This window comes from Acinetobacter sp. ANC_7503, assembly GCF_056780035.1.
In genome coordinates, this window is record NZ_JBWYJA010000002.1 from 1 (window position 1) to 20,382 (window position 20,382).

Sequence of the window (20,382 nt, forward strand, 5' to 3'; positions counted from 1 at the left end):
CTTGACTATACAACACCCAAACAGTTGGTGTTGTGGTTCAAATCATGACAAATAACTTGATTTAGTTAGATAAAACGCTAAACTGCACAAACTAAAGCAACTCAAATAGCTGTTAATAACTTCTTTGACCAAGCAAAGGCACGCAAACAATATATGCGAATAAGACCCAAGCAAAGTCACAACAGTTGTGCTGGCGACAATAGCAAGAGTGAACCACCTGATCCCTTCCCGAACTCAGAAGTGAAACCTCTTAGCGCTGATGGTAGTGTGGGGTTACCCATGTGAGAGTAAGTCATCGCCAGCTCATTATTCTAAACACCCCCTTCAATAGAAGGGGGTGTTTTTTTATGCAGTAAAGAATGAAATAAAGATATAAATACAAATATAAAGGGAAATGCATGGGTACGGGAAAATTAACTTCTAAATCGATGTCTTTACATAGTTAATTACAAGCGCAAAATATATCAATAAATACAAAAATGCCTGTATCGTTAACAGGCATTTTGAAAAGAGAATCAACGGATTATTACTGTTCTATATTGCTTGCCATTAAATTACCTTGTTCAGCTTCTCGCATGAAACGATCATGAGTTTCCTTGCTACGAACCAAGCCAGGCATTCGATATTCTGTATGACCGTAGTCATGAATTTTTGTCCAACGTCCTCCCCAAACTAAACCGACAGTCTCAGCAACTTGACCATATAACTGATAGCCACGCATAGCCCAAGGATCACGTTCAGAAATAACGACTTTACCATCTCGCTTGAATGCGACATCAGCTGCCAAACCAAATTGGTGATAGCTACGGTATGCAGTCGCTAAAGTGGTTGCTTTATTCCGAGATAGGCTATTTTGTCGTGCAGGACTACGATAACCCTCTAGTAATACTAATTCATAGCCATGTTGTTCCTTCATAATTTTGAAGACCATAAGTAATCGTTGTTTATAGCTTGGATGCATCTTGTCCCACTTACGATTTACCATTGAAGTATCGAGATGACCATGAGAAAACTCTGAATTTTCTACATTAGGAATAGTTGTAGATGAAACAGAACCGCCAGTTTGAGCTTGATATTGTTGCTCAAGACGTACAGCTTCAACGATTGCTGCATCGACGAGACTTTCTTCAACCTCTGGTGGAGGGGAAAGAATTTCCCCATTTAATAAGTTATAAATTTGAGGATCAGCTTTCTTTAAATAGTTCGCTTCTATTTTTGTAGGATCAACGGGTTTTGTAAAAGCAAAAAGCATAATACTGCTAAGTAAGAAAAAACCAGCAATGAGTATCCACCATTGCTGTAAGTGCCAATGCGTTTGAATTTGGTCTGCTGAAGCAGCATGATTCATTTCATGTGCAAATTTACGTGCGTTTAAAAGCTTTTTTTTACCTTGTGGTAATAAGCTTTGTGCAAAATCTATTATTTTTTGTCTTATCTCATAAGACATCAATAAAGTCAGTGCGATGATTAATATCACAAAACTGACAATGATAAAAAAAATCACGGTGCAGGTTCTTTAGCAGTTCGTGTGACTGAAACTTCTACGCTGGCTACAGGAATATCAATATTTTCATCAGTGTCAGCTTTACTTTCAGCAACTTTATTTGCATTGGCTGTCGTAGGCTTAGACTCAGGCTTTTTTATGGTTTTCGGTAATGCTTCAGTTGTGGTCTTTTTTACTGGTTCTGCTTTAGGTGGAACTTGGGGAGTTTTGTTACTTAAAGGTTGCGCTTGATTAAAAGTTGATTCAAAGGGATTTTTACTTGAAGTCACTGGTTGAGTTGCTTGAGCAGAGTTTGTTTGCTGATGTTTGAAAATATTATTAAGCTCATTTAGCTTGGGTTGAGCTTGGTGATATTCATCAGGTTCAGATTGCTCGTTTTGATCAGCTTGAGTGACTCCTGAATCAATATTGGATAATTTATCATTTGAGTGTGTTGAATCTGTATCTGCTGCGTTAATCGGTTGGAAGCTTGGTTGATTTAAATAGGTATAAAAAGCTAAAGATGTGGCAGAGATACCAATTGCTACACCAATGATCCCACTTACTAGAGGCGAAATTTTTTTATTTTTTTTAGTAGGTGTAAGGACTCTAATATTTTTCTTTTCTTGGCTCATGTTGAATATCTTTTATGGTAAATGAATCGTTATGTGGGCCTGTTCAGCAGGTGCACTAATGACATTATTATATTGAGTCATGGCTTTGGTCTCTTGTTGACTGAGCATATAGCGAAGTCCAGAAAATGCCAATAATGCAAAGAGGAGTAAAAATAAGAGAATCCAAGCGAATGGAAGTTCTCTATGAATAATGTTTTTAATTTGATCAGGCAATGCAGCGAAAGGTGAAAAGAGGGCTTTTTTACCTTTTAAATAATCTATTTCATCGCCTACGCGTGCAACCAAATGATTTAAGCTTTCAATTGATTCAATACGGTATTTACCTTGAAAACCTAACAGTAAACAGTAGTGAAAAACTTCTAAAGCCGCTAAGCGATCTTTTCCACGAGTTCTAATTTTTTCTAATAAGTCAAAAAATTGATAACCTGCGAGTTGAGATCCAAATAAAGTTAACTGAAGAGGACTAATTAACCACGAATTTTGTAAATGGAAATAACTAGGGTCCTGTTGTGTGACAATCGTTTCATCAAGTAATGCACAAAATGCATATTTTGCATCATGGATATCCTCGGCTGAGAACTGCAACTTCTTCGCTTGTAATTCGAAACGTTGTAGTTGATCCATGATTTTTTGGCGAAATTCATCGACATTGTCAGGAACGTATTGGTTACGAATTAAAAAAACGATATAGAAACCGTCATGCATTAAATCAACCAAATTAGAAGACTGTGTCAATTTATTCTGTTGCTGTGGTGTAGAGCCTGCTCCAATCTGACCGTCATCGAACAGTGAAGGTGCTCCATTAGGCATATTCATATTTTTCTCTTCTCAATCTCTAGCCATTCATCACTGCGATGAGTTCAATACTGATATCTTGGAATCCAGCAGGTACATAAATACAGATGGTTTCAGACTCCAACATGCGTTGATAGAGTTCATGATGAGGTTCAATTTCAAAATAACTCACACCAGAGCGGACTGGAATCGCAGTAGGTACTTGCATCAAATGGTGAATCGGAATAGCAGGCAATGCAGAGACGACACGTTGCTCAACATCGACTGTTGTGCCCACTTTAAAACGTAGTGGGACAATTTGTACAAGTTCGTGTGTCTGCATCATCGAACTAGACACAGCAATATACAGACGAGATTCGCGAGTGATCTTATCTGACTCTAAGCTACCAACCCAATACGAAGGACGTATTTCTTTAAGACTGATATTGAAGTATCGACTTGAAATGATTGTGTCGAGTAACTCTCTTAAAATGACATCTAACTGCGCAAAGCTATCTTGTAAATTATGATGTTGATATTGAGGTAAATGTTCAACTTCATAGGCTGTTGAGAATGTCAGTAATGAGCCAGTCAATCTGAGTAATTCAAAAAATAAGCGTTCAGGGTGAATTTGGGGATGAGTCAATAAATGGCTGAGAGTTGCATGAGCAGTATTCAATGCATTCACTAGCCAAAATGAAACAATGTCACCTGATCTAAATTCAATTAATTTTTGTTCGTTTTCGCGATTGTTGGTTTGAATAGTTTTGATTTTTGCTTTAATGACATTCAAGGTACGTTTTAAATTAGCAACCAATGACTCACATGAAGCAATATGCAAAATTGGTGGAATAAATTTTGTATCAAGTTCAAAGCTTCCTGAACTATGACGCTTAATTTTTCCTATCGGCAAATATAAAAAACCATCCAGTTCATGAGGAGTATCATTCTGAGATTCCAGTAATTTCAGCTCAGCACGACGACGAATGTAAGTAATTTCAGCAGGTGTGGCATCTGTGAACAAATCATGAGTTTCATTCAGATACGAATGATATCGACTTGGTTGTGTCGAAGCCTCATGGGCGATATTACGCTTGTTTGGTTGAACGATAGGGAGCGCAAGAAAAATGGTCATTTCACCACGGAAATTGAGCTCATCGAGCAGTACGGGCTGAGGTAAAAGATCTCGCGAAGGAGCAGCGTAAATTTCACCATCTTGCCAAATCATTTCAATGTGCTCAATTGCTAGCACATGGGTCGTTAATTGAGATTCATCAAATTTGAGCTGTTGTACCCCATATGCGAATGGAATGGTGGCGCGAATAGTTTGATTTAAACGCTGTTCATGATAACTGTCTTGAATTTGAAAGTGCTGCGGTCTTAAAAATAGACCTTCACCCCACAGTACTTTTTCTGCTTTAAACATTGAGATTACCATTCATTAGATTCATTGCTATTTTTTACACCCAAGAGTTCATGGACTGATTCCAATGGGTTGTTATCGTTTTTAATGACTTGTGCGAGCCATTCATGAAGCGGCATTTGGCTCCATTTAATGGTTTTTTGAAGCATATAACTCACAGGACTATGTGGTTCATTTGCTTGAAAATAATCCGCAATATCTTTAAGCACCCGCATTGCTTGTTCACGATTTTGTAGATGACTTTGTGGTTGAGGTTGAAATGACTGCTGAGTTACTGCTGCTTGTATCTTTGCTGTTGGAGCAGAATTTATATTTGAATTGTTTTCTTGGAATTGTAGGTCTTGATTCATGTCAGGAGTATCCTCAGACATTAAAAATGCATCTGCTTTATAAATTTTTTTCAGTGTTTTATGTATGTCTTCCAACTGAGAATCAGTATTTGCGAAACTTGGAGCATCTAATTGCATCAGTTGATCAAGTACTTGCTTGAGGGTATCCCAGTGCGTCAAAATTTCTAAAAAGAACTGATAATTGTTGTATTGGAAACTTTTTGAGGTATTAAATAAGCTTTGTTCGAACTGCTCGATTTCTGGATGATTCTGAGAAGATCCATAATCATCAGCATTTTTTAATCTTACATTTTGTTGATGCAGTAATTTTTCATAATCGTAGATTGAATAGAAAGGAGCTGAATTGATGAGTGGAACACGTTTAATCAAAGCAGGTAATTGAGAAGTCAAACCTTGCAATAAACCCAGACGTTGATCTAAATCATCATCTTCAATTTCAGGATGTATATCTTTCCAATAATTGGATAACATACGATGCGAAAGCTCAAGGCTACGAGCGACTCCTTCATAACCGTAGAGTTGACTCCAAGCCTCGCTTAACCAAGTCAATAAACGAATATCTTTACTTTTTTGAGTCAGAACATCGATACATTTTGCCGAAACAAATGACCAATCTGCTTGTTTAGGTTCAGCTACCCAATCCCCCATATCTAAGAGCGGATCATCTTGGGTTTTCGCTTTCTTGATCTCATGAAATTCATTCGAAAAAGATAGATCTTCGCCACAGATCGCTTGATCTGAGATTGGTTGAAGTAGCTGTTCTATATCAATGTTCATATTAATTTATATACTCAAATAATTATGCTTCAACAATTTTCTTTTTGGTGGCTTTACGCTTTTTCGGTGCTGTTGTTGGATCTAATCGATACTCAATCAGGTCATCTTTGCTATCAATTTGAATTAACTTAGGGACTTTGTTATCCGCCAAGGCGATCAATATTTGTGTTGCAAGTTCAGGTAAAACTGAAGAGTTTAGAATATTGTCGACATTACGTGCGCCACTATCGACTTCTGTACAGCGACTTAAGAGTAGTTCCACCAAATCATCCGTATACTCAACACGTGTTTGATATTGTTTGAAAATACGATCAGTAATTTTGCCTAACTTATGATGAATAATACGCACAAGCAGATCATCATGGAGTGGGAAGTAAGGCACGATACGCATACGCCCCAAGAAGGCAGGTTTAAACTGTTTATATAAACTTGGTTTTAAATGTTCAATTAAGTCTTCTGCCGTAGGCCATTCTTCTACAGGTTTAGTCAAACAGGCCTGCATAATTGCGCTTGAGCCAGTGTTAGAGGTCAATAAAATTGTGGTGTTTTTAAAATCGATAACACGTCCTTCACCATCTTCAAGTGTGCCTTTGTCAAAGACTTGGTAAAATAACTCTTGAACATCTGAATGTGCTTTTTCAATTTCATCTAACAAAACAACGCTATACGGATTGCGTCTAACAGCTTCAGTGAGGACACCACCTTGACCATATCCTACATAGCCTGGAGGCGCACCTTTCAATGAGGAAACAGTATGAGCCTCTTGATACTCAGACATGTTAATCGTGATGAGATGAGATTCCCCACCATACAGCTCATTGGCTAAAGCTAAAGCCGTTTCTGTTTTCCCTACACCACTTGGTCCAACCAACATAAATACCCCTTGAGGCTTGTTTGGATCTTCAAGTTTTGCTTTAGAAGTTTTGATTCCTTGAACAAGTTGATGCAGGGCATAGTCTTGCCCCATGACTCGTTGTTCCAGTTTTTCTTCTAAACTTAGAATTTGCTTAATTTCGTCATTGACCATTTTTCCTACAGGAATACCAGTCCAGTCTGAAATAATCTCATTAATGATTTGTGCATTAACACGTTCAAATACCAGAGGTTGTTCACCTTGTAATATTTTTAAATCGGATCTAAGTTGCTGAATCTGATTTTTAAAATCATTAATGTGTTCTTCATCTTTTAATTCAGAATTTTTTTGCTCAAGTGTTTTGATTTTTTGAACAATTTCTAGTTCTTGTTTCCACTTTTCAGTTGTGGCATTTAACTCATTTTCTATTTCAGTGATCGTATTTTTAAGATTGGAGAGGCGTTCGTCATGCTGTGGGAACTGATTATTCTCTTGTTCCAAAATATCTAATTCAAGCAATAAATTATGATGTTGAGCATGTAGCTGATCTAACTTTACCGGCTGAGCATTCTGAGTTAATGCCACACGAGCGGCAGCAGTATCTAAAACACTCACTGCTTTATCTGGGAGTTGTCGACCAGCAATATATCGATGTGAAGAATGAACAGCAGTCACAATGGCTTCGTCATCGATTTGAAGATTAAAGTGTTTAGCCATGACAGGAATCATGGCGCGAAGCATATCAATCGCAACTTCTTCAGTCGGTTCTTCAACTTTGACGACTTGGAAACGACGACTGAGCGCCGCATCTTTTTCAAAATATTGCTTATATTCAGCCCATGTAGTTGCAGCAATTGTTCTTAACTCGCCACGTGCTAAGGCTGGTTTAAGGAGATTCGCCGCATCATTTTGACCAGCTTGACCGCCTGCACCAATCAGTGTGTGTGCTTCATCAATGAAGATGATGATAGGATGAGCGGAACTTTGAACCTCTTGGATGACTTGTTTTAAGCGATTTTCAAACTCACCTTTTACACTTGCACCTGCTTGTAATAGACCCATATCAAGAACATGGATATGTACATTTTTTAATGCATCAGGCACTTGGTTGTTGGCAATCTTCAGCGCTAAACCTTCAACGACAGCAGTTTTACCTACGCCTGGCTCACCTGTTAAAATAGGATTATTTTGACGACGACGCATCAGAATATCCAACATAAGGCGAATTTCAAACTCACGTCCAATGACAGGATCAATCCCACCGTTAAGCGCTTTTTGAGTCAAGTTAATGGTGTATTGATCTAGTGCAGGTGTTTTTGCATGAGATTCTGAACTATGAATCGTATCCTGACCCTGAACATCATTTTGATGATCAGCTTGAGGGAGATGCTCTTCAATGCTAGCTTTACAAATTTCTATAAATTTGTGTTTCATCGTATCAATCGGGAACAGATCGAATAAACTCGATGCACGAAGCGCGATTTGATATAAATCTCCTGCAGTCAATAACGCAACTAATAAGTGCCCGCTACGGATGACTGGGGTTTGATCTGCGGAAGCAATAAGCCAAGCTTGTTCTAGCAGACGTACAATCGATTGAGCAAAAATAGGTGTACGCGTATTGCCTTTGGGCAAGTGCGAAATCGTTTCTTGTAAATCATCGATCAGTGCATTTTTAGAAATTTTATATTGATCGAGCAAAATAGAGAGATCATTTTTTACGTTTTGATTTAATAATTCGAAGAGTAGATGTTCAATTTCGATTTCGTAATTTTGTTGATTAATACAATAATTTGCAGACTTTTCTAGTGCTGTTCTTGTCGTAGGAGATAGTTTTGTAATCAAAATTTTCAAGTTATTCATCAGAATTCTCTGTATTCAAATTATTTATAGTTACTTAAAATAAACCTACATAACGTCTATTTTTAAGATTTTTAACGACTAAATATTTAATAAACAATAATTTTTAGTATGAAAAAATTCACCCATATTTTTTATTCTACCTAAATAAAGGTGATAAAAAAACTATCCTATAGTGTGAATCGTTTACAGAACTATATAATTTTGTAACTTAAAAAACTTAATTGTTTCTTTATTATAATGGTCATAATGTTGACTAAGTTTGCATTTATAAGTTTAAATTTTAATTAAATCTAATATATATAGAAGACATTGCTCTAAACATTGAGTGTGTTAAAAAATGATTTAATGAATCATATAGTTAATGTAAATTTAATAATAAATGAGGGTGTATTTTGAATACTAAAATTCTGCTTACAACTCTGCTAATTGGGTTGGGGATGGCGTCTACAACTTACGCAGATGAAGTAAAACTCAAAAGAGGTTGTGTTAAAGATCATCCATTAGTAGCGGGTGAAACAGACCAGACATTGCTACAAATTTATGCTCAAGCATGTGATAAAAAAAATAAAGACAACAAAAATGGTTTTCTAGCACAAGCAGCTCAGCGTTTTCAACAAATCGGACAAAATCAGAAAGCACTTCAATTGGTGAACAGTCTTAATGCACAAAATGTTCAGCACTCATCGTTAACAGATACTAAGTTTTTAGCTGGAATCGGAATCGCGAATGAGGCATTAGAGCAAATGCGTGGACCAGAAGTACGTTATTTGACTGAAGAGACTTACGAACCTGCGTTGGCACTTTCTGAAGCAGTTAAAAAAGCTAAACCTTTGACTGTAATCGAAACCAAAGTTGAAGAAGCACCTAAGCGTGTTCAAGAGACTCGAACTACTCGACAGCCTGCACGTACGACGCGCCGTGCATCGACTCCAGCAAAAACAACACCCGCTAAAACAACGACACCTGCGAAAGTTGAAAAACCAGCAGCACCCAAACGTGAGAATCCATTTGGCTCGTTGAACTGATCAAATTACAAATTTAGGAAAAAATAATATGGCTAAGCGTGAAAGTGTTCAAAAAAAATTACAACGCATCCGACCACCTCGAGTACAACTGACGTATGACGTAGAAGTAGGTGATGGTAAAGAAATAAAAGAACTTCCTTTTGTTGTTGGTGTATTAGGGGACTTCTCAGCAGCATCTGAACTTGAAAGAACCAAACTGAAAGATAAGAAATTTATTAATGTAGATTTGGATAACATTGATGAAGTAATGAGTTCGCTAGCACCAAGAGCAGCCTTCCAAGTTGAAAACACAATTTCGGAAGAGGGTGGAAATATGTCGGTAGATCTTACTTTTAACTCAATGGAAGATTTCCGACCTGAAAATGTTGTTCAACAAGTTGACCCTTTACGCAAATTGGTTGAAGCGCGTGAACGTCTTTCAGATTTGCGTAATAAAATTTCAAATAGTGAACGTCTAGAAGATCTGCTTGATGAAATTCTTCAAAATACAGATCAAGTACGCAAATTAAGTGCTGAAGCAGGAGGCGACGACCGTGAGTAATTTACAAACCGCACCTGCGACAAGCAATGCTGTTGAAGAAACGAGTCTTCTAGATTCGATTGTTGAACAAAGTCGAATTGCGCGTAACGATGATGAACATGTTCGTGCGAAAAATTTAATTGGGGAATTAGCCAAAGAAGTTATGGCTGGAACAATTACTGTTTCAGAAAACATGACGGTCTCAATAGATAAGCGTATTGCTGAAATTGATGCTTTAATTTCTGCTCAATTAAGCAAAATTATGCATCATGAACAGTTTCAAAAGATTGAGTCGACTTGGCGTGGACTTTACTATTTCTGTCAAGAAACACCTTCAAATCCTTTAATTAAAATCCGCATTTTAAATACCACTAAAAAAGAATTGATTAAGGACTTCCAAGGCGCAACTGACTTTGATCAAAGCACATTGTTCAAAAAAGTGTATGAAGAAGAATATGGTTCTTTTGGTGGTGCACCTTACGCAACTTTGATTGGTGATTTTGAATTCGATCGCACACCGTCAGATATGTATCTTTTAGAACAAATCTCTCATGTTGCCGCTGCCTCTCATGCACCCTTTATTTCAGCAGCAAGCCCTTCAATTCTAGGTCTTGAATCTTTCACTGAAATTGATCGTCCTCGTGATGTATCTAAAATTTTTGAAACTGCAGAATATGTACAGTGGCGCTCATTCCGTGAAAGTGATGATTCTCGCTATGTGGCTTTAACTATGCCACGTGTTCTGGGTCGCCTGCCTTATGACCCTAAAGAGGGTTGGGCAACAGAAGGCTTTAACTTCGTTGAAGAAGTCTCAGGTGAAGATCACGATCAATATCTCTGGATGAATGCAGCATACGGTTTCGGTACACGTTTAACGAATGCATTTGATATGCATGGTTGGTGTGCAGCAATTCGTGGGGTTGAAGGTGGTGGTTTAGTAGAAGGCTTGCCAGTACATACCTTCAAAACCAATGATGGTGAAGTCGTATTTAAGTGTCCGACAGAAGTTGCGATTACGGACCGCCGTGAGAAAGAGTTGAGCGATCTCGGTTTTATTCCATTAGTACACTGCAAAAACACAGACTACGCAGCGTTCTTTGGGGCTCAATCGACCCAAAAGCCTAAGAAATATGATAGCGATACAGCGAATGCAAATTCAGCACTCTCAAGCCAGATTCAATACATCATGGCTGTGTCGCGTATTGCGCATTATTTGAAAGCAATGATGCGAGATAAAGTCGGAAGTTTTGCTTCAGCTGGAAATGTAGAAAGCTTTTTGAATGATTGGTTATCTCAATATGTATTACTAGATGATGGTGCATCACAAGAGGCCAAAGCTAAGCGCCCGCTTCGTGAAGCATCTGTAAAAGTTGTGGAAGACCCGGCGAACCCTGGTCACTACAAATCGGTCGTGTTTTTAAGACCGCACTTCCAGTTGGACGAGTTGTCGGTATCTTTGAGACTTGTCACTGAGTTACCTCAGTCCTCTAATTAAATAGAGCAACTTTATAATAACGTTAAATAAAACAGGAAATCTTCATGAAAGATATATATGTTCAATTTCGAGGAAAATACAAAGTAGACGGCGAATCTCGTGACACTGAGCACAAAGATTGGTTGGAAGTTAATTCTTGGTCTCATAACATCCGTCAGCCTAAATCTGCGACATCTTCAAGTGTTGGTGGTCATACTTCTGAGCGTGTTGAACATTCAGACATGTTATTCGTTAAAGATTTAGATGCGACTAGCCCGAAACTTTGGGAAGCATGTTCTGCTGGTTACACTTTTGATGAAGTACAAATCGATTACTACCGTGCGAATGGTGATAAGCGTATCAAGTACCTTCAAATCAAATTGAAACATGTTCTAGTTTCAAGCGTAACACCATCTGTAAATGCTGAAGGTGTTCCGACTGAAGCATTTGGTTTGAAATATGCTGCTGTTGAATGGACATACAACCAACAAGATATCGATGGTACTCAAAAAGGTGCGATCACGAAGCAATGGTCACTTTCTAACAACACTGCAAGCTACAAAGCTTAAAGTCTTGAAAGTGAGAGGAGTAGGGGCTGACTTAAGTTGGCCTTTATTCATCTTTTAGAGTAGGCAAGATGAAAACAAATTTAGATCATCTTTATCCATTTGGCTTCCGTGCAACTTTATTTGACCGCTTGATTCCAGAATATGAGGATCAGATCAAAGGCTTATCTATGCAAGAGCTACGTGAATCTGTTGCACATGACTTGGAAGATCTACTCAATAGTCGAGTAGCCAAGTTTGATCAAATTGATGACTTCCCTACGGTTAAAGGCTCGATTGCACAGTTTGGCATTATTGATTTTGTTGGATTATCAACAGCCAATCCAATGGATCGAGACAAAATTTGCCAATCTATTCAGCAGTCCATTGCGGCACATGAACCTCGCCTACGACAAATTCAAGTTGAAATGTTGTTAGACAGCGACAATATGGGCGCACTTTGCCTCAGTATTCAAGCATATTTAAATATCCATCCATTGTATGAGCCTGTAGTTTTTGATGCTTTATTGAAACCAACGACACAACAATATGTAATTTCGGCTAGATCTTAAGATTGGGGCTTTTGTGATAGAAGAACTTTTACCGTACTACGAAAAACAATTACAAGAATTTGGTCAACAATCTCGCGAGTTTGCTCAGAAGTATCCTAAAATTGCCCAACGGCTCTCGCTCAACCAAGAACAGATTGATGATCCACACATTGAGCGCTTAATTCAGGCGTTTTCGTTGATTGCTGCTCGAATTGATAAAAAATTAGCAGACAGTTATGACGTTTTTACACGTGCTTTATTTGAGGTGATGTTCCCTCAATATCTAAGACATTTTCCAAGTTGTACTGTCGTCAGTTTCGAGGATCAAAATAAAATAAAACAATTAACTGAAGCTCACGTCATTCCGCAGGCAACAACGCTAAAATCACGAAGCTTTAAGGGGGTACAATGTGAATTTAATACCTCTCAAGCTGTACGATTACTTCCCATTCAACTGAATCAAGTTCAATTTAAAACGAACCCAAGTGCTCAAATTCATCTCAATCAAAATGCCACTTTGCAATTAAGTTTTGAAACTTTCAATGAAGCAGGCTTGTGGATTCATCAAGAAAAACTCCCTATTTATTTAGATGCTATTTCAAATTTTCCGCTGCAAGTTTTGGATAGTATTTTCAAAAAAGATACGACTTTTACGGTACGCATTGGAACACAGCTTTATCAAATTTCTAATCCATTTTCCTTAATGGGCTTTGAGGAAGATGAGAGTTTATTGCCTATTGATCAACATACACATCATGCCTATCGTTTGTTGATGGAATATTTTTGTTTTGCAGATAAATTCAGCTTTCTTAATCTTGATTTGTCTTTTTTAACAAATTTATTAGATCAACAAACGAGTTTTGATCTCCAAATTCATTTTAAGTTAAACCTAAACGATCAGGCGATTATTCGTAATTATTCAGAGCTGAATGTTGCAAATTTCAAATTATTCAGCGCGCCGGTTGTTAATCTTTTTGAAAAAAATGCTGAACCACAAAAAATACATCATCGACAACTTGAATATCCATTGATCACGGATGCGCATCATCCTGAGTTTTATCAGGTCTATTCGATTCAGAAAATGCACATGGTTCGTGAAAAGATTAATCAGGAACAGGTTTATCATCCAGTGTTGCCGTTCTTTGGAATGAGTCATTACCATTATGAAAATGTCCAATTTTTCTATGCATTGAACTCATCACAGCTCAACAGTAAGTTTGTTGAAACGGGTTATTCCATTATTTCTAAGCATTTACAGCCGTATGATATAAAGTCTGATTTTATTAGCACCGTATTGCTATGTTCGAATCGGAATTTACCGCATGAAGCATTAAGCCAGTCAAATAATATTTTAAATCTAAATGATAGTAGTTTGGCACGTCGTGCTTTGGTATTGAAGCGTCCGAGTTTACCCTATCAATTTGAGCAAAATCAGAAAGAGCAATGGCGCATTATTTCTCATCTTTCATTAAATACGTTAGCACTGATGAAAGGGGATGCGGTAGCGCATTTAAAAGAACTATTAGAGTTATATAACTTACCGTCGAATAAAGAAAATCATCTGTTAATTAATTCGATTAAACAAATTGAATTTAGCCTGACGCATAAGTTGGTTGAAGCCAAACCTTTCCCGCTTTTCGTACGAGGACTCAAAGTTGTTATCCGAATCGATGAACAAGTATTCAGAGGTCATAGTCTTTATATTTTCAGTCAATTGCTGAGCCATGTGTTTAACTTAAAAGTGCAGTTAAACAGTTTTGTCGATGTCATAATCGAAGATGCTCAATCACAACAGGAGTTATACCAATGCGTGCAGAACGTTGGTGGCAAGAAGCTTCTGTAATAGATCATTTATTTCAACAGCCGACTGCTTATGAATTTATTCAGTCGATTCGATTGTTAAGACATGTGCCCTATGCTCGGCCACATACACCATGGGATCGTGATTTTAAATTTCATCCTTCCTTAGAGCTTAACTTCCCTAAAAAAGAAATTGAATCACTCGCTTTAGAAGATGAAAAAGTTCAGCTTACAAATTTAATGGTGGGTTTGACTGGCATGCAGGGGGCATTACCCTATAGCTATACCAATAAAGTTAAATCAGCACCACGCAAATTTCGAGTTGAAACAACGCAATTTTTGAGTTTATTTAATCATAAGCTCACTTCACAATTCGTTGATGCGACGGTCAAGTACAATTTACCAGTACGGTATGAGGTCGAGTCTGAAAATCATTATCTGAATATTATCCATGCTTTAAATGGTTATATTAGTCAGCAACATCAACAACAAGAACTTGATGATTATTTTGCTGAATTTGCAGGATTAATGCAGGGGCAAAATAATACAGCACATGCTTTAAAAACCATGATTGCACAGGTATTTAATCAGCATGTGGCAATACAAGAGTTTATCCCTGAAAAATTTAAATTAGAGCTTCAGCAGAGAACATCCTTAGGAGGGGCGACGCCAAGCTTGTTAGGATTGAATACATTTTGTGGAGAGACTATTACCCAAATTGATGGCAAAATTGAAATTCAAATTGGACCGTTGGATCGTAAAACTTACCTAGATTTTCTACCACAACAAAAACTAAGTTTAAAATTAAAAAAACTACTACAAAGCTGGTGTAGCCCAACCTTATTGGTTGATGTTCGTTTAATTTTATCAAAACAAGAAATACAGCCTATTACTTTAAATTCGGAGCATTCTATGGGGCTTAGTCAGGGTGCCTTTTTAGCTCATAATCAACCGCTAGACAATGATGAAACTTGCTACCCATTGCTTGGAGTAGCGTCATGATCAAAATCATTGTTGGAGTGTTCCTTACTGTTTATCTGGTGATTTCTGCGATTGTGGTGCTGTATTGGCGTGACATCAATTTTGATCCTTCTGGCAGTGATCTACTTATCTTTTTTGGATTGTTACCTGTTGCAATCACTGCTTTTTTGGTGATGCCATATATGATTTATCATTGGATAAAAGAGCAAAAAAATAAACAGAATGATCCTCAACTTAGCGATGAGGTCGCAATTGAGGAGCTACAGCCTGAGCCTGTGGAGTGGATCAATTTAAATGTCTATCGCGCTTATGCACTCAATGCTTTGGGTGAAAATCATCTGATTATTGATGCGATTCGGGAATTCAAGAGTCCTGAACTTGATGACAAATTATTGAATGGGTATGGCTTGCCTATTCTGAGTTATCGAATTTCTGATTTAGACGTCGAACAAGATGAAGAGGATGAATATAGCTTCAAACGGCAATACCGCATTCACCAATTGATTCTGACTCAACTCGAACAACAAACAGAAATACTCTGGGAAATTAGTGAGCATTTAAAAAAATCTGCACTTTTCTACGATACTCAAATTAGCCAATCTTATCGTATGCATCCAGCATGGATTGATCCTCAGGCTGAGTATCATGATGGGGAAGAAGATACTCCTTCTGTGCAGCAAGTTTATCGACTGAATAAGCTTAAAATCCACCTGATTCTCGCTGAAGAATTACTGCATGTTTGGGATGAACAAGATTCTGAGCAACTCATTTCAGACTACCTGAGTCAGCTCAATTATATTCCTGAAGTGTTTCACGTGGAACACCACTATTGGGGTGCTGAAACAAGCTATAGTGAATGGATTCATCTTTTACAAAGTATTGAAAAAGATGAGTCATCTATAAGTCTTGTGTTCATCGTTGATTCCGAAATTGACCAAGATACATTAGATGAAAAGATTTGGATTTCAGAACAGTATATTCCTGCAGAATATATTTCGAGCTGTTGTTTAGCTTCACCTAAAATTCAAATTGAAAATGTTTTACCTACGAAAACATTAGATATTGCGATAAATGAAAAACAACTGAAACAGAGTTTAGATCGCTATAACATTGATCATCAGTTCAAAGTGGAAAATGAGCAGCCCTTTACAGTTCTGTTGGATGACATTACTCAACTCAAAACACTTAAAAAAATTGAGCAAAATTTTGCCAATACGAATATTGAGCAACATCATTATTTAATGCTTTTTCCAACACTTGGGAATACACAAAGCTTAGCTAAAATTTTTGGATTTACTCTCGCTTTTCAGTTTGATGATGCGTTAATGACAATGGTGTATACAACTCAAAACCCTGATGTTCAGACATTTATTCAAACTTATCAATCAGAAACAGACATAAATCCTGAGCAGCAAAACGTTTAAAAATTTACGAAAAAAATGAGAATACAATGCACACGATATTAGGCTATGTATGGCAGTACGTTTCAAACCCAAAGGCAATCATTGCATTGTCATTGTTTGTTGCCTTAGTGTCTGCCTATCACACGATACCTAGACAGTATTTCTGGCCGCTTGCGGTGGCTTATGTACTGGGTCTAATCGGTTATGGAATCTATTGGTTCATTCAACGCAAACGCCATGAGAAGCAAGGGGAAGAATTGGCGGAAGCAATCGAAAAAGATACCCAAGCTGAGTATGGTAAGCAGAAGGATAAAGATGAACTACAATTGGTTCATCAACAGATGAAGGATTCAATTCAGCTCATTCGTAAGTCAAAGCTGGGTGATAAAAAAGGGAATGCAGCGCTATATGAGTTGCCTTGGTATATGGTCATTGGTAACCCTGCTGCCGGTAAGAGTTCTGCCATTTATAACTCGGGCTTAAAGTTCCCATTCGAAGAAACGCATAAAAATGCAGTGTCTTCAGGTTTGAGTGGAACACGTAATTGCGACTGGTTTTTCTCAACAGAAGGGGTGTTGTTGGATACTGCTGGTCGTTACTCAGTCTATGCAGAAGATCACTCTGAGTGGATTGGTTTTTTGAACTTGCTCAAAAAAAATAGATCTAAAGCGCCGATTAATGGACTGATTGTCACCGTCAGTATTGCCGAGTTAGTTAGCCAAAGTCCTGAAAAATCTTTGAAACTCGCTAAAAACTTGAGAGCACGTATACAAGATTTGACGGAACGTTTAGAAATCTTTGCACCTGTGTATTTGGTGTTTTCTAAAATGGATTTGATCGCAGGATTCACTGAGTTTTTTGATTGCTATGATCAGGATGAATTTGACCAAGTTTGGGGAGCAACGCTGCCTTATAATCCAGATTCATCTGAAAATGCTGTTGATCTATTCGAGCATCATTACAATATTTTGTATGATGGATTGAAAAGCGTAAGTACGACTCATTTAAGTCGCCGTCATGCACAGAATATCTCACCCAGTGTGATGACTTTTCCGCTTGAGTTTAAGACTTTAAAGCCAGCACTCAAAACTTTTATAGGAACACTATTTGAGGAAAACCCGTATCAGTTCAAACCTGTATTCCGTGGTTTTTACTTCACCAGTGCCTTACAAGAAGGAACGATCGAGAGTCCAATGACGGAGCAAATTGCTCAAGAATTTAGACTTCAGAAAATTCCGAACAGCGAACATGGTATTCCACAAAATTCTGTATCACAGAATCATGGGTATTTCTTAAAGGGATTATTTTCAGATGTCATTCTGAAAGATAAAAACTTGGTGAAGCAACATATTAACCCAGCGAAAAAGCGCCAACGTTATTTGAGTTTTATTGCAGCTTTACTTGGGGTATCTGTAATTTTAGGCCTGTGGGTGTGGTCTTACCGTAACAACCAACAGTTAATCGCAGATGTTCAAGCCGATCTGAATAAAGTGATGCAAATGGAGCAGGCATCAGGTCAGCATTTGGCGACACAGCTCGACTCGTTACTAATTTTACAACAGCGTTTAGAACAGTTAGATCAATTTGAAGAAGATCGTCCATTAAAGTTTGGCTTTGGTTTGTATCAAGGCAATGATCTGCGGGAAAAACTTAAAACCGAATATTTAAATGGTGTGCGACAAATTGTTTTAGAACCGTCTCAACAAAATATTGGCCAGTTCTTGCAACGTGTCAAAAATAATGAAGCGACACTAAAAGAAAATCACGTTAATGTTGAAATTCAGCAAGTATCGGCTAAACCTGCACAAAATGCTTTGGAACCTTCTGATTCGAATCCGCAAGATGCTTACAACGCATTGAAAGCTTATTTGATGATGAGCAATTCAAAATATATGGAAGCAAGTCATCTGAGTGATCAGGTTACGCGCTTTTGGCGTTCATGGTTAGATGCGAATCGTGGACAAATGCCACGTGGTGAAATGATCCAAAAAGCGGAGCAGGTGCTGACCTATACCATGACATTGGCGAATGATCCAAAATTCCCACAGTTGTCAGCGGATGCGCAATTGGTTGATCAAAGCCGACAAGTATTGTTGGCGGTGATGAAGGGGATGCCAGCACGTGATCGAGTTTATAATGAGATCAAAATGCGTGCTGCCGTACGATATCCAGCAGTGACAGCAGCTCAAATTGTAGGTGAGAACAATCGTAGTGCCGTATTAGGTTCTTATGCTCTTCCTGGGGTATTTACATATAAGGCATGGAACGAATATATCGATCAAGCCATTGATCAAGCTGCGAATAGTCCGACAGACAGTCGTGACTGGGTGTTGAACAGCAATCAATCAGATGACCTCACCTTTAGTGGTAGTCCAGATCAAATTCGTAAGCAGCTGACTGAACTCTATAAGAAAGAATATATTGCAGAGTGGCGTAAATTCTTGAATGGAATTTATTATGCAAAACAACCTGATTTTGCCCAGCAACATAAAACAATAGATTTATTGGGTGAGCCTCAAAACTCCCCGATACGTTTGCTCATTGAGCATACAGCGAAAGAAACCAATTGGGATAACCCTGTGGTTCAAGCGGAATTGGCTGCTCCACAAACAGGATTTATCGCTTGGTTTAAACGTAAGGTTCTTCGTCAAGATAATACCAATGAAATTCAACGTGCAGCTGAGCGCGCCCAAGGTGCTATATCAAAAGAATTTAACGTTTTTTATCAGTTGGTTCGTAAACGTGATGATCAGCAAAATAAATCATTACTTGATGAGTATTTAGAAAATCTTGCACAGGTACGCAGTAAGTTTAATGATCTCCGAAATGCAGGGGATATTGGCCCAAATGCGATGGCTTTGGTAAAACAAACCATCAATGAACAAACCTCAGTATTTAATACTACGCAAAAACTTGTCGATGAAAAACTGACGGTCGGTCTGAATGATATTGACAATAAGCTCATTCAAAAGCTTTTGGTGAGTCCACTGACACAATCCTTTGCAAGCTTAATCACGCCAGCACAAGATGAGATTAATAAATTATGGGTGATGCAAGCTTATCAACCGTTTAATCAGACTCTGAGCCAAAAGGTTCCATTCAATACCTCGGCTTCAATCCAAGCGACGAGTAGTGAAATCGGTCAAATCTTCGGTGAGGGAGGTAGTATTGCCAATTTTGTTAAAGAAACGCTCGATCCATTTGTGATTCGTCGTGGCTACACACTGACTTCTAAAACGTGGAAAGACCAAGGCATTATCTTGAATCCACAATTTGTGATGAGTTTCCAACGCTATGTTTCACCACTTAACGGTGTAGCTACAGGTACTTTGTCACAAGGTTCTGCGCCTGCTGCGACCAATCAGTCCAACTTCCAATTCTATCCATTGTCTAATCCACAGTTGCTGTCTTATACGATTGATATTGATGGTCAACGTATGGTCTTTGAAAATGGTATCCAACAGTGGGTGAACTTTGTTTGGCCGAATACTGGTGCTATTCCTGGAGCACGTATTACTGCAGTCGATCTCGAAGGGAAAACGCATACGATTTTTGATGCACCAGGTGAATACGGGATCAATCGTTTGATCGACTCTTCGCAACGTCGTGATCAAAATGGTGTCATCGAAATGACTTGGGCAAGTGCTCAACAACCATCATTAGCGGTAAAAGTAAACTTTCGTTTGATCAGTGGGAATTCAGGTCAAGGTGGAACAGGCGTTGGTTCTAATCGTGATTTAAACGGTTTGCAATTGGTTGATAAGGTGACGACCAACAAGGCGACAGCACGTGTGGTATCTGCTCAAAAGGCACCAACACCAGCACCTCAAGCTGAGAATTCAACGAATACGGCATTGCAAAATGCAACACAAGGAGCACAGCCATGATGTATGGAGTACAACTTAAGATGGATCATCAGTAGGAG

The 20,382-nt window shown here is 38.2% G+C and carries 15 protein-coding genes and 1 rRNA gene; 10 read left to right on the top strand and 6 right to left on the bottom strand.

Annotated features, from left to right (window positions below):
* The first annotated feature begins 189 nt into the window (after positions 1-189).
* A 5S ribosomal RNA gene (gene rrf / locus AC1M9M_RS03910) occupies positions 190-304 on the top strand.
* Between the two features lie 222 nt (positions 305-526).
* On the opposite strand, the gene AC1M9M_RS03915 is transcribed toward rrf, so the two are convergent.
* Genes AC1M9M_RS03915 through tssH form a run of 6 tightly spaced genes read right to left on the bottom strand, consistent with a single transcriptional unit; the run spans position 527 to position 8,161 of the window.
* Positions 527-1,504, bottom strand: a complete 978-nt coding sequence (locus tag AC1M9M_RS03915; protein ID WP_481595673.1) for a M15 family metallopeptidase — start codon at positions 1,502-1,504, stop codon at positions 527-529.
* A complete protein-coding gene (locus AC1M9M_RS03920) occupies positions 1,501-2,118 on the bottom strand; it encodes a hypothetical protein (protein WP_481595674.1) in 618 nt (205 codons plus the stop codon). The genes AC1M9M_RS03915 and AC1M9M_RS03920 overlap by 4 nt, the downstream gene beginning before the upstream one ends.
* 12 nt (positions 2,119-2,130) lie before the next feature.
* The gene (icmH, locus tag AC1M9M_RS03925) at positions 2,131-2,934 is read right to left on the bottom strand and encodes a type IVB secretion system protein IcmH/DotU (RefSeq protein WP_481592014.1); all 804 of its coding nucleotides are present in this window, start codon (positions 2,932-2,934) and stop codon (positions 2,131-2,133) included.
* Between the two features lie 19 nt (positions 2,935-2,953).
* The gene (tssK, locus tag AC1M9M_RS03930) at positions 2,954-4,318 is read right to left on the bottom strand and encodes a type VI secretion system baseplate subunit TssK (protein WP_481594548.1); all 1,365 of its coding nucleotides are present in this window, start codon (positions 4,316-4,318) and stop codon (positions 2,954-2,956) included.
* Positions 4,319-4,323: 5 nt separating this feature from the next.
* Entirely contained in the window at positions 4,324-5,442 is a 1,119-nt protein-coding gene (gene tssA / locus AC1M9M_RS03935) for a type VI secretion system protein TssA (RefSeq protein WP_481595675.1), read from the bottom strand.
* Positions 5,443-5,464: 22 nt separating this feature from the next.
* On the bottom strand, positions 5,465-8,161 hold the full coding sequence (tssH, locus tag AC1M9M_RS03940) for a type VI secretion system ATPase TssH (protein ID WP_481595784.1): 2,697 nt from the start codon (positions 8,159-8,161) through the stop codon (positions 5,465-5,467).
* Between the two features lie 434 nt (positions 8,162-8,595).
* Here tssH and AC1M9M_RS03945 point away from each other — a divergent pair, with 434 nt between their 5' ends.
* The 9 genes from AC1M9M_RS03945 (at position 8,596) to tssM (ending at position 20,344) form a co-directional block, all read left to right on the top strand.
* Positions 8,596-9,183 (top strand): hypothetical protein, encoded by a 588-nt coding sequence (locus AC1M9M_RS03945; RefSeq protein WP_092766614.1) that lies wholly within the window; start codon positions 8,596-8,598, stop codon positions 9,181-9,183.
* Positions 9,184-9,211: 28 nt separating this feature from the next.
* A complete protein-coding gene (tssB, locus tag AC1M9M_RS03950; RefSeq protein ID WP_092766613.1) occupies positions 9,212-9,724 on the top strand; it encodes a type VI secretion system contractile sheath small subunit in 513 nt (170 codons plus the stop codon).
* Positions 9,717-11,198 carry a type VI secretion system contractile sheath large subunit gene (tssC, locus tag AC1M9M_RS03955; RefSeq protein WP_092766612.1) on the top strand — a complete coding sequence of 494 codons (1,482 nt, stop codon included), beginning with the start codon at positions 9,717-9,719 and terminating at the stop codon, positions 11,196-11,198. The genes tssB and tssC overlap by 8 nt, the downstream gene beginning before the upstream one ends.
* A gap of 44 nt (positions 11,199-11,242) precedes the next feature.
* The gene (locus tag AC1M9M_RS03960) at positions 11,243-11,746 is read left to right on the top strand and encodes an Hcp family type VI secretion system effector (RefSeq protein WP_092766611.1); all 504 of its coding nucleotides are present in this window, start codon (positions 11,243-11,245) and stop codon (positions 11,744-11,746) included.
* Between the two features lie 68 nt (positions 11,747-11,814).
* Positions 11,815-12,294 carry a type VI secretion system baseplate subunit TssE gene (gene tssE / locus AC1M9M_RS03965; RefSeq protein WP_092766610.1) on the top strand — a complete coding sequence of 160 codons (480 nt, stop codon included), beginning with the start codon at positions 11,815-11,817 and terminating at the stop codon, positions 12,292-12,294.
* A gap of 13 nt (positions 12,295-12,307) precedes the next feature.
* Positions 12,308-14,116, top strand: a complete 1,809-nt coding sequence (tssF, locus tag AC1M9M_RS03970) for a type VI secretion system baseplate subunit TssF (RefSeq protein WP_481595676.1) — start codon at positions 12,308-12,310, stop codon at positions 14,114-14,116.
* Positions 14,080-15,075, top strand: a complete 996-nt coding sequence (tssG, locus tag AC1M9M_RS03975) for a type VI secretion system baseplate subunit TssG (RefSeq protein WP_481592009.1) — start codon at positions 14,080-14,082, stop codon at positions 15,073-15,075. Before tssF ends, tssG begins: the two co-directional genes overlap by 37 nt.
* Positions 15,072-16,478 carry a hypothetical protein gene (locus tag AC1M9M_RS03980; RefSeq protein WP_481595677.1) on the top strand — a complete coding sequence of 469 codons (1,407 nt, stop codon included), beginning with the start codon at positions 15,072-15,074 and terminating at the stop codon, positions 16,476-16,478. Before tssG ends, AC1M9M_RS03980 begins: the two co-directional genes overlap by 4 nt.
* Positions 16,479-16,504: 26 nt before the next feature.
* Positions 16,505-20,344, top strand: coding sequence for a type VI secretion system membrane subunit TssM (gene tssM, locus AC1M9M_RS03985; protein ID WP_481595678.1), 3,840 nt, complete (start codon positions 16,505-16,507; stop codon positions 20,342-20,344).
* The last annotated feature ends 38 nt before the right edge of the window (positions 20,345-20,382 follow it).